A 12,034-nucleotide genomic window follows, 5' to 3' on the forward strand; every position below is an offset into this window, starting at 1 on the left:
ACGAGCTAAGCGGCACCCGCAGACGGCCGCCTGCGCATGCGAGGGAAGCGGCGCCCGCCGATATTCGGAACCGGGACGACCGAGACGGCACCCCTCACGAGGAGGCACCCATGGGCCCATCCGCGCGCCCCCGGCTGGCCGCCGGTGTTCTCGCGCTGGCGTTCCTCGCCACGGGCTGCGCGGGCGGAGGGAGCGGGGCGGGCGGCGGCGGGGTGCTCAGTTCGTCCTGGGGGGACCCGCAGAACCCCCTGGAGCCCGCCAACACCAACGAGGTGCAGGGCGGCAAGGTGCTCGACATGGTCTTCCGGGGGCTGAAGAAGTACGACCCGAGGACCGGCGCCGCCACCGACATGCTCGCGCGGAGCATCGACACCAGCGACTCCCGGCACTTCACCGTCAAGGTCAGGGACGGCTGGACCTTCTCCAACGGTGAGAAGGTGACCGCCCGCTCCTTCGTGGACGCCTGGAACTACGGCGCGAGCCTGAAGAACAACCAGAAGAACGCGTACTTCTTCGGCTACATCGAGGGCTACGACAAGGTCCATCCCGACAGCGGAAAGCAGAGCGCCGACACCCTTTCCGGGCTGAAGGTGGTGGACGACCACACCTTCACCGTCACCCTCGGCCAGAAGTTCTCCGGCTTCCCCGACACCCTCGGCTACGCCGCCTTCGCGCCGCTGCCCCGCGCCTTCTTCACCGACCACGCCGCCTGGGTGAAGAGACCGGTGGGCAACGGCCCGTACACGATCGAGGCGTACACCAAGGGCTCCCAGATGAACCTGAAGAAGTGGGACGCCTATCCCGGGCCGGACAAGGCGCGGAACGACGGCGTGGACCTCAAGGTCTACACCGACAACAACACCGCCTACACCGACCTGATGGCCGGCAACCTCGACCTGGTCGACGACATCCCCGCCGCCCAGCTCAGGAACGTGAAGACCGACCTCGGGGACCGGTACATCAACACCCCCGCCGGGATCATCCAGACGCTCGCCTTCCCGTTCTACGACGCCCGCTGGAACACGCCTGGCGCCGAGAAGGTGCGCACCGGGCTCTCCATGGCGATCAACCGGAAGCAGATCACCGACACGATCTTCCGGCAGACCCGCACCCCCGCCACCGACTGGACCTCACCAGTGCTCGGCAAGGAGGGCGGCTTCAAGGCGGGGCTGTGCGGGCACGCCTGCGAGTACGATCCCGCCGAGGCGAAGCGGCTGGTCAAGGAGGGCGGCGGTCTCCCCGGCGGTCAGGTGAAGATCACGTACAACGCCGACACCGGCTCCCACAAGGAGTGGATCGACGCCGTCTGCAACTCCGTCAACAGGGCGCTCGGCAAGGACGACGCCTGCGTCGGCAACCCGGTCGGCACCTTCGCCGACTTCCGCAACCAGCTCGGGCAGCACAGGATGACCGGTCCCTTCCGCGCGGGCTGGCAGATGGACTACCCGCTCATCCAGAACTTCCTCCAGCCGCTCTACTACACCGACGCCTCCTCCAACGACGGCAAGTGGGACAACGCCCAGTTCGACCAGCTCGTGGACCGGGCCAACGCCGAGACGGACACCGCCAAGTCGGTCGCCACGTTCCAGCAGGCGGAGGAGGTGGTGCGGGACCACATGGCCGCGATCCCGCTCTGGTACCAGAACGGCAGCGCGGGCTACTCCGAGCGGCTCTCGGGTGTGGAACTCAACCCGTTCAGCGTCCCCGTCTACAACGAGATCAAGGTCGGCTGAGCCGCCATGGGGCGCTACGTCGTCCGCCGACTGCTCCAGATGATCCCGGTGTTCTTCGGGGCCACCCTGCTGATCTTCCTCATGGTCAACGTGATGGGCGATCCCGTCGCCGGACTGTGCGGGGAGCGGGCCTGCGACCCGGCCACCGCCGCCCAGCTCAAGGCGGAGTTCGGCCTCGACCGGCCGCTGTGGCAGCAGTACGCGACCTACATGGGAAACGTCTTCACCGGCGACTTCGGCACCGCCTTCAACGGCCAGCCCGTCACCGAACTGATGGCGGCCGCGTTCCCGGTGACCATCCGGCTCACCATCGTCGCGATCGTCTTCGAGATCGTCGTCGGCGTCACCCTCGGCGTGCTGACCGGGATGCGGCGCGGACGGCCGGTGGACACCGCCGTGCTGCTGCTCACCCTGGTCGTCATCTCGGTGCCGACCTTCGTCACCGGCCTGGTGCTCCAACTGCTCCTCGGCGTCGAATGGGGCTGGATCAGACCCTCCGTCGCCCCCGAGGCGCCCTTCGACCAGCTCATCGTGCCGGGTCTGGTCCTCGCCTCCGTCTCGCTCGCCTACGTCACCCGGCTCACCCGCACCTCACTCGCCGAGAACCGCCGCTCCGACTACATCCGCACGGCCGTCGCCAAGGGGCTGCCCCGGCGCCGGATCGTCGTCCGGCACCTGCTGCGCACCTCGCTGATCCCGGTGATCACCTTCATCGGCACCGACATCGGCGCGCTCATGGGCGGCGCCATCGTCACCGAGCGGATCTTCAACATCCACGGCGTCGGCTTCCAGCTCTACCAGGGCATCCTGCGCCAGAACACCCAGACGGTCGTCGGCTTCGTCACCGTGCTCGTGCTGGTGTTCCTCGCCGCGAACCTGCTGGTCGACCTGCTCTACGCCGTACTCGACCCGAGGATCCGCTATGCCTGAGCAGGGGTACGACAACGGCGGCGCCATCGCCTCGACCGGCATGGGCGGCGCGATGGACCTCGCGACCGGCGAGGCGAGCGCGCTGGAGCGTGCCCCGGGCGGCGGACCCGGTGGCACCGGACCGCGCGGCCGGCCACGCTCCCTGTGGTCCGACGCCTGGCGCGACCTGCGGCGCAACCCGGTGTTCGTCGCCTCCGCGCTCGTCATCCTCTTCCTGGTGTTCATCTCCGTCTGGCCCTCGGCCATCGCGTCGGGCAACCCGCTCGACTGCGACCTCGCCGACGCCCAGCGGGGCTCCGCGCCCGGCCATCCCTTCGGCTTCGACGGCCAGGGCTGCGACGTGTACACACGGACCGTGTACGGCGCCCGTACGTCCGTCACGGTCGGCGTCTGCGCCACGCTCGGCGTCGCCCTGCTCGGGTCGGTGCTCGGCGGGCTCGCCGGGTACTTCGGCGGGGCGGGGGACGCGGTGCTGTCCCGGATCACCGACATCTTCTTCGCGATCCCGGTCGTGCTCGGCGGGCTCGTGCTGCTCTCGGTGGTCACCAGCAACTCGGTCTGGCCCGTCGTCGGGTTCATGGTGCTGCTGGGCTGGCCGCAGATCTCCCGCATCGCGCGCGGCTCGGTCATCACCGCCCGACAGCACGACTACGTGCAGGCCGCCCGCGCTCTCGGCGCCTCCGACACCCGCATCCTGCTGCGGCACATCGCGCCCAACGCCGTCGCACCCGTGATCGTCGTCGCCACCATCGCGCTCGGCACCTACATCTCCCTGGAGGCCACGCTGTCCTACCTCGGCGTCGGGCTGAAGCCGCCCAGCGTCTCCTGGGGCATCGACATCTCCGCCGCCTCGCCGTACATCCGCAACGCCCCGCACGCCCTGCTGTGGCCCTCCGGGGCGCTCGCCATCACCGTGCTGGCCTTCATCATGCTCGGCGACGCGGTGCGCGACGCCCTCGACCCGAAGCTGAGGTGACGGCGCGATGCTGCTCGAAGTCCGGGATCTGCACGTGGAGTTCCGCACGCGGGAGGGGGTGGCCCGTGCGGTGGACGGGGTGTCGTACACCGTGGACGCGGGGGAGACCCTGGCGGTGCTCGGGGAGTCGGGCTCCGGCAAGTCGGTGACCGCGCAGGCCGTGATGGGCATCCTCGACACCCCGCCCGCGCGGATCACCGGCGGACAGATCCTCTTCCAGGGCCGGGATCTGCTCACCCTCAAGGAGGACGAGCGGCGCCGGATCAGGGGCGCCCGGATGGCGATGATCTTCCAGGACGCGCTGTCCGCCCTCAACCCCGTGCTCAGCGTGGGCGACCAGCTCGGGGAGATGTTCGTCGTGCACCGGGGCATGTCGAAGCGGGACGCGCGCGCCCGGGCGGTCGAGCTGATGGACCAGGTGCGCATCCCGGGCGCGGCCCAGCGGGTGCGCGACTATCCGCACCAGTTCTCCGGCGGGATGCGCCAGCGCATCATGATCGCGATGGCGATCGCGCTGGAGCCCGCCCTCGTCATCGCGGACGAGCCCACCACCGCCCTCGACGTCACCGTGCAGGCTCAGGTCATGGACCTCCTCGCGGAGTTGCAGCGCGAGTACCGCATGGGGCTCGTGCTCATCACCCACGACCTCGGCGTCGTCGCGGACGTGGCGGACCGGATCGCGGTGATGTACGCGGGCCGGATCGTGGAGTCCGCCCCCGTCCACGACCTCTACAAGGCACCCGCCCACCCCTACACCCGGGGTCTGCTGGACTCCATCCCGCGCCTGGACCACAAGGGCCGTGAGCTGTACGCCATCAAGGGCCTGCCGCCGAACCTCGCCCACGTTCCGCCCGGCTGCGCCTTCCACCCGCGCTGCCCGATCGCCCGCGACGTCTGCCGCACGGACGTGCCCCCGCTGTACCGGGTCTCCGAAACCCGGCGCAGCGCCTGCCACTTCTGGAGGGAGTGTTTGAATGGCTGAGCCGATCCTGGAGGTCAGCGGCCTCGTCAAGCACTACCCGCTCACCCGGGGCATCCTGTTCAGGAAGCGGATCGGCGCGGTCAAGGCGGTCGACGGCGTCGACTTCACCCTCGCCAAGGGCGAGACGCTCGGCATCGTCGGCGAGTCGGGATGCGGCAAGTCCACGGTGGCGAAGCTGCTGTGCAACCTGGAACGGCCGACGGCCGGCACCATCAGGTTCAAGGGCGAGGACATCACCCGGCTCTCGGGCCGCGCCCTGAAGGCCGTACGACGCGACATCCAGATGGTCTTCCAGGACCCGTACACCTCGCTCAACCCCCGCATGACCGTCGGCGACATCATCGGGGAGCCGTACGACATCCACCCCGAGGCAGCCCCGAAGGGCGACCGGCGCCGCAGGGTCCGGGAACTGCTGGACGTGGTCGGCCTCGACCCGGAGTACATCAACCGCTACCCCCACCAGTTCTCCGGCGGCCAGCGCCAGCGCATCGGCATCGCACGGGGGCTGGCGCTGCGTCCCGAGATCATCGTCGCCGACGAACCGGTCTCGGCGCTGGACGTCTCGGTCCAGGCCCAGGTGATCAACCTGCTCGACCGGCTCCAGGCGGAGTTCGACCTCTCCTACGTCTTCATCGCGCACGATCTGTCGATCGTCCGGCACATCTCGGACCGGGTGGCGGTCATGTACCTCGGCCGGATCGTGGAGACCGGCACGGACGAGGAGATCTACGAGCACGCCACGCACCCCTACACACAGGCGCTGCTGTCGGCGGTACCGGTGCCCGACCCGGAGGCGCGCGAACACCGCGGCCGGATCATCCTGACCGGGGACGTCCCCTCGCCGACCGACATCCCCTCCGGCTGCCGCTTCCGCACCCGCTGCTGGAAGGCTCAGGCGCGCTGCGCCACGGAGGTCCCGGCGCTGGCCGTGCCCGAGGAGTTCCGCTCCACCGCCGGACCCGTGGCCCACGACTCGGCGTGCCTGTTCGCGGCCCCGCTGCCGGTCACCCTGGAGAAGAACGGCAACGGGCCGGGGTGACATGGTGCACCCCGGCCCGTACACGGCACCCGCACGGCCGTACGTTCTTCAGTCTGGCGCGTTCGTATATCGGTGCCACTTCAGTGGAGTTGCTGGAGTGTTAAACCCCGTTCACCGTCACTGAACGGGCGTCAGGGACCGCTTGAGGAAGTCGACCTGGAGCAGCAGCAGGTTCTCCGCGACCTGTTCCTGCGGGGTCATGTGGGTGACGCCGGACAGGGGCAGCACCTCGTGCGGCCGGCCCGCGGCCAGCAGGGCCGAGGACAGGCGCAGGGTGTGTGCGGCCACCACATTGTCGTCGGCCAGACCATGGATGATCATCAGCGGGCGGTGCGGCTCGGCGGGGTCGGACAGGCCGTCGTCGGTGACGAGGGAACTGCGGGCGTAGACCCCCGGGTCCTGGGCGGGGTCGCCGAGATACCGCTCGGTGTAGTGGGTGTCGTACAGCCGCCAGTCGGTGACGGGGGCGCCCGCGATACCCGCGTGGAACACGTCCGGGCGGCGCAGCACGGCGAGCGCGGAGAGGTAACCGCCGTACGACCAGCCCCGGATGGCGACCCGGTCGAGGTCCAGCGGATAGCGCTTGGCGAGGTCGTGCAGGGCCTCGATCTGGTCGTCGAGGGTAAGCGTGAAGTCGTGGTGGATCGCCTTCTCCCACGCGGGGGAGCGGCCCGGGGTGCCCCGGCCGTCCGCGACGATCACCGCGAAACCCTGGTCGGCGAACCACTGCGAGGTCAGATGGGCGTTGTGGGCGGCCACCACCCGCTGGCCGTGCGGGCCGCCGTAGGGGTCGAGGAGCACGGGGAGGAGTGCGTCACCGGGGTAGTCCGTAGGCATAAGCACGGCGCACGGAATTCGCTGTGCGCCCCCCTCGGTGAGTGTCACGCGGGGGGACATACCGGGATCTTCGGCGTACGACGGGACAGCGGTCGCCGCTTTTCCGTCACGGAGCACCTGGACACGGGCGCCCGGGCTGTCGAGCGTCGCGGAGATCAGCACGGTCGTGTCGCCGCCCCGGACCGCCGTGTGCACGCCGGGCACCTGGGACACCCGCTCCACGCCGAGTTCGTTCACCCGGTACACATGGATCTCGCCGATTTCCGGGTCTTCGGCGGCCTCGCCCGCGGAGGCCGAGACGAGCACCTCGCCGTCCGCCACATCGAGCACCGAACGGATGTGCAACTGCGGTCCGGTCAGGGGACGTTCGCCCACGACGAGGACCCGTGCCCCGCCCTCGTCCGCGATCCGGACGAGCTGTCCCGAGGGGGTCCAGCACGGCACGGAAGGGAAAAGATCAAGCCATGTTGGATCATCGTCGGCGTGCACCGTGCGAGTGGTCCCGGTGTCCGGGTCGACCGCCAGGACGAGCTGGCCGCGCTGGTCGCGGGACTGCACCAGGAGGAGTGGCGCACCCGCCGCTGACCAGTGCACTCGCGCAAGATAGGGGTACCGCTCGCGGTCCCAGGCGACCTCGGTGCGCTCGCCGCCGAGCCCGATGACGAAGAGCCGTACGTCCGCGTTCGCCGTGCCCGCCGCCGGGTAGCCGACGTGGTGTGGCTCACGCTCCGGGTGGGCGGGGTCCGCGATCCACCAGCGCCGCACCGGCGTGTCGTCCACGCGCGCGACCAGCAGCCGGTCGGACTCCGGGGACCACCAGAAGCCGCGCGAACGGTCCATCTCCTCGGCCGCGATGAACTCCGCCAGCCCGTAGGTGACATGGTCGGACTCGGGGGTGGCGAGGGCCCGGTCGTCCGCGCCCTCCGCCCCGACCACGCGCAAGTGGCCGTCCGCGACGTACGCGATGTGCCGGCCGTCGGGGGAGGGGCGGGGGTCGATCACGGGTCCGGGGACGGGGAGTTCACGTGCCGTGCCCGCGTGCAGCTCGGACGCGAAAAGCCGCCCCGACAAGGCGAAAGACGCCAACTCCACGGCCGTGTCGGTGGCGTAGCCGACGATGCCCGCGCCGCCCTCACGGCTGCGCTCGCGCCGGGCACGCTCCTCAAGCGACAACTCCTCGTCGCCGCCCGCGAGCAGGGCGCGCGGGTCGGCGGCGGGGCGCTCCGTGCCGTCAGAAGTGTCCCTGACCCAGAGGGAGTTGGTCCGGTCGGTGCCGGACTCCGACCGGAGGAAGACGACACGCGAACCGTCCGGTGCCACGGTGAACGCGCGCGGCGCGCCGAGCGTGAACCGCTGGGTACGGGCGTGCCGTCGGGGGAAGGACTCAGCCTCGGTTGTCATACCTCGACCATATTGGCCATGCGCCCCCTTGTGCGGCCGTGCGCCGAGCGATGCGCGAGCACGGATAGTTATGATCACTGTCGCAGCGTGGGTATGAACCAGGCGGCGTCCGCGTGGACTTGCTCCACCGGTGCAGAACCGAACGACAACCCCCATAGTCCGAACCCCCCGCGTCCCCGGGATTCTTTGGAGGTGAGCCGCCGTGGCACTCTCGATTTCGGCGGTGGTGCTGCTGGCGATCATCGTCTTCCTCCTGATCAAAAAGTCAGGACTGAAGGGTGGCCACGCGGCGATCTGTATGCTCCTCGGCTTCTACCTCGCCTCCTCGACGATCGCCCCGACGATCAGCGAGCTGACGACGAACGTGGCGAGCATGATCGGGAGCATCAAGTTCTGACGGGCCGTGCGGGGCGCCGAGCCGTCCGGCGGCGTCCCGGCCTCCGCTAGCAGGTCACCTCTACGGACAGCGAGGAGCCGCTGGACTTTCCGTCCTGTGCCGATGCCTTCACGGTGGCCATGAGGCCCGACGAGGAACAGAGTCCGGCGGTCTTCTGGTCCACGTGGGCGACGAACCTCAGGAAACCGCCTCCGCCCGGGGCGTACGAGCCGATGTTGATCCCCACGTCCGCGATGGTGTCCGTGGTGAGGGACTTCCACTTGTTGTCTGTAGAGCTCGCCGAGAACTGCGTCGTGCCGCGCATGTACACGGCTCCCGCTGGGAGCTTCATCCGCACGACGACGTTGTCCTGCTGGACGTCACCGTCGTTCAAGTACAGGACCTTGTAAACGACTTGTCCCGGCCCTGTCGGCTGGACCGCACCCTCTGGTGTTCCCGCGGACCCGTTCGCGCCCTTGGCCTCGGCCGCCTTGTCGTCGCCGGGAAAGTACGTCGGGACGAGTGCGATGAGGGCGGCGGCGATCGCCGCCGCCACGGCTCCGGCGAACGCCCACTTCGCATTGTGCGTCGCCTCTTCGGACACAGCCACCCAGAGCCCCTCCCGGTCACCGGAAGGACATTGAACACCGCCCAGGGCGCACGCCGGTGACGAACGCCGTCCATGTCGCCTGGGTGAGGGCGAGCTGGGGGCCGGTCTTCTGCTTGGAGTCGCGGACGTGGATCGTGCCGGGGGTGACGGCGACCTCCACGCAGGAGTTGCCGTCCGTGCCGCCGCTGTAGCTGCTCTTGAACCACGCCAGCTCGGAGGTGTTCCCGGCGGTGGTGTCGCGGATCATTTCTCTCCCAGCAGTTGTTCGATGAAGGCCAGCGACTCCCTTGGCGAGAGCGCCTGAGCCCGGATCGTGCCATACCGCAGCTCAAGGATGCGCAACTGTTTGGGGTCCAAGGTCGGCCGGCCATTGAAGGCGCCGTCGGAGCGGCCCATCGCGCTGCCGTCCTCGAACTTCAAAAGCTCGATCCTGCCGTCCAGTCCCGGATGCGCTTCGGTGTTCGTCCGCATGACCTGAAGCGTGACATTGTGCAAACTTGCCACCTCCAGCAGATGTTCGAGCTGCTGCCGCCAGGCCATTGTGCCTCCAACCTGGCGGCGCAGCGGTGCCTCTTCCAGGACGAAGTGGATGGGCGGCGCCGGGTCGCGGTCGAAGACCGACTGGCGCGCCATGCGTGCGGCCACCATGCGTTCCACGTCATCCCGTGAGTACGGAGGCTGCGCCGCCTCGAACAAGGCGCGTGCGTGTTCCGGCGTCTGCAGCAGCCCCGCGACGATGTTGCACTCGTACACCCCGATCTCGACCGCCTGCGACTCCAGCTTCCCCAGCTCCCGGACCTTCCTGGGATACCGGACCTTCTTCACGTCCTCCCAGGCCGCCGAGACGAGCCCGTCCGCCTTCAGGAGTTCGTCCGCCCTGTCCAGATACTCCCGGCGGGGAATCCGCTTGCCGCCCTCGATCTTGTAGACCAGGTCCTCGCCGTAGCCGATCGCCGCCCCGAACTCGGCCGCCCGCAGGCCCGCCGCCTCGCGGCGCAGCTTCAACTGCCTTCCCACCATGGCGATGACGGCCGCACCCCACTCGTCGTCGGGCTCGACCTCCCAGCCGGACTCGTCCGGCTCCGCCGCGGTCCGTACCGTCTCGCCGTCCACCGACATGCGCAACTCCTCCGGTGCGTCGTACCGCCCCCGCACCGGCTGCCGACAGGATGGACACCACCGGACCAGATGCCGACAGTGACCGTACGCGACGGTGCGTTCACTCTTCACGGTAGGGCGATGCGGCAACCCTGGGTGATGTGAATGAGGAAAACACCGTGGCCACGGCCCAACCCGCCCACCTTGCGGGTGACTTCAGCCTGCTGTTCTCGTCCACGCCGCGAGGCGCCCGGCTCGCCCGGCTTCTCGCCGCCGATCAGCTCCAGAGCTGGGGGCTGCCGGGTGGGGAGGCGAGCCAGATCGTGGCGGAGCTGGCGGTCAACGCCGCCACCCACGGCCGGCTCCCCGGCCGCAGCTTCCGGATGACGCTCGCCCTCTCCGGCGGCACGCTCCGTATCGAGGTGACCGATACGCGCGGTGACCGTCTCCCGGAGTGCCGCGAGCCGGACCCCTGTGCCGAGTCGGGGCGCGGCCTGCTCCTCGTGGCTGCCCTGGCCGACCGCTGGGGTGTGGCCGAGGACAGCTTCCCGCGCAAGATCGTGTGGGCCGAGCTGGATCTGGGAGGACCGGAGGCAGGCCACTCGGATGCCGGTGACGGGAGCGGGCGGCCAGACGCGCGGCACCGGTGAAGGCACCCCTCGTCCCGGGACCCGGCCGCCCGGGCTCGTACGCTGGTCCCATGACGGATCTCCCCGCCCGGCGGCTGCTCCTGGTGCACGCGCACCCGGACGACGAGTCGATCAACAATGGCGCGACCATGGCGAAGTACGCGGCCGAGGGTGCGGCCGTGACGCTGGTCACCTGCACCCTCGGGGAGCGGGGGGAGGTCATCCCGCCGGAGCTGGCGCATCTGAGCGGGGCGGCGCTGGGGGAGTACCGGCGCGGTGAGCTGGCGGCCGCCATGCGCGAGCTGGGAGTCACCGACGTACGGCTGCTCGGGTACGGCGACTCCGGGATGATGGGGCTGCCCGACAACGACGAGCCGGGGGTCTTCTGGCAGGCCGATGTCGAGGAGGCGGCCGGCGCCCTGGCGGACGTCATCCTCGAAGTGCGCCCGCAGGTCGTCGTCACCTACGACGACAACGGCGGCTACGGACACCCCGACCACATCCAGGCCCACCGCGTCGCCATGCGCGCCGTCGAGCTGGCCGCCGGGCGGGGGTACGAGGTCGCCAAGGTGTACTGGAACCGCATCCCGCGCTCGGTCGCCGAGGAGGGCTTCGCCCGGCTCGCCGAGGAGCTGCCGGACCTGCCCTTCCCCAAGAGCGCCGCCATCGGGGACCTGCCCGGTGTCGTGGCGGACGCGCGGATCACGACCGCCGTCGACGGCACCGCGCACGCCGCCGCCAAGGCCGCCGCCATGCGCGCCCACGCCACCCAGATCACCGTGAGCGGACCGTACTTCGCGCTCTCCAACGACCTGGCCCAGCCGCTGTTCACCACCGAGTACTACGAGTTGGCACGCGGCACGGGCGAGGCCGGGGAGAGCGACCTGTTCGCGGGGATCGAGGTGGCGTCGTGAGCGGGGACGGACGCGGGTCGATGCTCGCGCAGCCGCTGCGTCCGCCGTCGGCGGGACGGGCCTTCGCGCTGTTCGGGCTGTTCGTGCTCGGCGCGGTCGTCGGTCTGGCCGGGTCGCTGATCCAGGACGCCTGGTTCCCGGGCGGGCTGCTGCTCGCCCTCGCGGGCGCGGCCGGGGCGTTCCTCGGCGGGGCGTACGCCATCGGCGCCCGCTCCGGTGCCGTCGCGCCGGTCATCGGCTGGGTCGTCGCCGTCGTCCTGCTCACCGCCAGCCGCCCCGAGGGCGACTTCCTCTTCGGCGCGGGCGGCGGCTCCTACTTCTTCCTGCTCGGCGGCATGGCCATCGCTGTGATCTGCGCCACCCTCGCCCCGGGGCGGCAACCCCCCGCGCGCTCCGGTCGACTTGGCAACTGACGTACCACTTCGTGCGACAACCGTGCGGGTCCGGTGCGCATTTCCCCGACGGTCGTGGGATACGCGCCAGAAGTGGCCAGTATGGTGGTGCGCGCC

13 protein-coding genes are annotated in these 12,034 nt (G+C 70.1%); 9 read left to right on the plus strand and 4 right to left on the minus strand.

Annotated features, from left to right (window positions below; translation table 11 throughout):
• Positions 1 to 110 precede the first annotated feature (110 nt).
• From ACWEEU_RS28220 to ACWEEU_RS28240, 5 genes are read left to right on the plus strand one after another with little or no spacing between them, the layout of a single operon-like run.
• Positions 111 to 1,733, plus strand: coding sequence for a peptide ABC transporter substrate-binding protein (locus tag ACWEEU_RS28220; protein ID WP_451736033.1), 1,623 nt, complete (start codon positions 111 to 113; stop codon positions 1,731 to 1,733).
• A 6-nt stretch (positions 1,734 to 1,739) separates the two neighbouring features.
• Positions 1,740 to 2,663: an ABC transporter permease gene (locus ACWEEU_RS28225; RefSeq protein WP_385742139.1), complete on the plus strand. Its 924-nt coding sequence runs from the start codon at positions 1,740 to 1,742 to the stop codon at positions 2,661 to 2,663.
• Positions 2,656 to 3,639, plus strand: coding sequence for an ABC transporter permease (locus ACWEEU_RS28230; protein ID WP_385742138.1), 984 nt, complete (start codon positions 2,656 to 2,658; stop codon positions 3,637 to 3,639). Before ACWEEU_RS28225 ends, ACWEEU_RS28230 begins: the two co-directional genes overlap by 8 nt.
• A 7-nt stretch (positions 3,640 to 3,646) precedes the next feature.
• Positions 3,647 to 4,621, plus strand: a complete 975-nt coding sequence (locus ACWEEU_RS28235) for an ABC transporter ATP-binding protein (RefSeq protein ID WP_451736037.1) — start codon at positions 3,647 to 3,649, stop codon at positions 4,619 to 4,621.
• Positions 4,614 to 5,660 (plus strand): ABC transporter ATP-binding protein, encoded by a 1,047-nt coding sequence (locus ACWEEU_RS28240; protein ID WP_451736040.1) that lies wholly within the window; start codon positions 4,614 to 4,616, stop codon positions 5,658 to 5,660. Before ACWEEU_RS28235 ends, ACWEEU_RS28240 begins: the two co-directional genes overlap by 8 nt.
• A gap of 117 nt (positions 5,661 to 5,777) precedes the next feature.
• Here the strand turns inward: ACWEEU_RS28240 and ACWEEU_RS28245 are convergent, their stop codons facing one another.
• On the minus strand, positions 5,778 to 7,898 hold the full coding sequence (locus ACWEEU_RS28245; RefSeq protein WP_451736043.1) for an alpha/beta fold hydrolase: 2,121 nt from the start codon (positions 7,896 to 7,898) through the stop codon (positions 5,778 to 5,780).
• Between the two features lie 202 nt (positions 7,899 to 8,100).
• On the opposite strand from ACWEEU_RS28245, the gene ACWEEU_RS28250 reads away from it, so the two are divergent.
• Positions 8,101 to 8,295, plus strand: coding sequence for a hypothetical protein (locus tag ACWEEU_RS28250; RefSeq protein WP_018544306.1), 195 nt, complete (start codon positions 8,101 to 8,103; stop codon positions 8,293 to 8,295).
• Between the two features lie 46 nt (positions 8,296 to 8,341).
• On the opposite strand, the gene ACWEEU_RS28255 is transcribed toward ACWEEU_RS28250, so the two are convergent.
• From ACWEEU_RS28255 to ACWEEU_RS28265, 3 genes are read right to left on the minus strand one after another with little or no spacing between them, the layout of a single operon-like run.
• A complete protein-coding gene (locus ACWEEU_RS28255) occupies positions 8,342 to 8,884 on the minus strand; it encodes a hypothetical protein (protein WP_451736047.1) in 543 nt (180 codons plus the stop codon).
• A 16-nt stretch (positions 8,885 to 8,900) separates the two neighbouring features.
• On the minus strand, positions 8,901 to 9,131 hold the full coding sequence (locus ACWEEU_RS28260) for a DUF397 domain-containing protein (protein WP_451736049.1): 231 nt from the start codon (positions 9,129 to 9,131) through the stop codon (positions 8,901 to 8,903).
• Positions 9,128 to 10,003, minus strand: a complete 876-nt coding sequence (locus ACWEEU_RS28265) for a helix-turn-helix domain-containing protein (RefSeq protein WP_451736052.1) — start codon at positions 10,001 to 10,003, stop codon at positions 9,128 to 9,130. The genes ACWEEU_RS28260 and ACWEEU_RS28265 overlap by 4 nt, the downstream gene beginning before the upstream one ends.
• A gap of 158 nt (positions 10,004 to 10,161) precedes the next feature.
• On the opposite strand from ACWEEU_RS28265, the gene ACWEEU_RS28270 reads away from it, so the two are divergent.
• From ACWEEU_RS28270 to ACWEEU_RS28280, 3 genes are read left to right on the plus strand one after another with little or no spacing between them, the layout of a single operon-like run.
• Entirely contained in the window at positions 10,162 to 10,632 is a 471-nt protein-coding gene (locus ACWEEU_RS28270) for an ATP-binding protein (RefSeq protein WP_385742126.1), read from the plus strand.
• Positions 10,633 to 10,682: 50 nt separating this feature from the next.
• On the plus strand, positions 10,683 to 11,525 hold the full coding sequence (mshB, locus tag ACWEEU_RS28275) for an N-acetyl-1-D-myo-inositol-2-amino-2-deoxy-alpha-D-glucopyranoside deacetylase (protein ID WP_385742124.1): 843 nt from the start codon (positions 10,683 to 10,685) through the stop codon (positions 11,523 to 11,525).
• 20 nt (positions 11,526 to 11,545) lie between these two features.
• Entirely contained in the window at positions 11,546 to 11,938 is a 393-nt protein-coding gene (locus ACWEEU_RS28280; RefSeq protein WP_385742226.1) for a DUF6113 family protein, read from the plus strand.
• The last annotated feature ends 96 nt before the right edge of the window (positions 11,939 to 12,034 follow it).

Source organism: Streptomyces sp. NPDC005004, assembly GCF_053600675.1.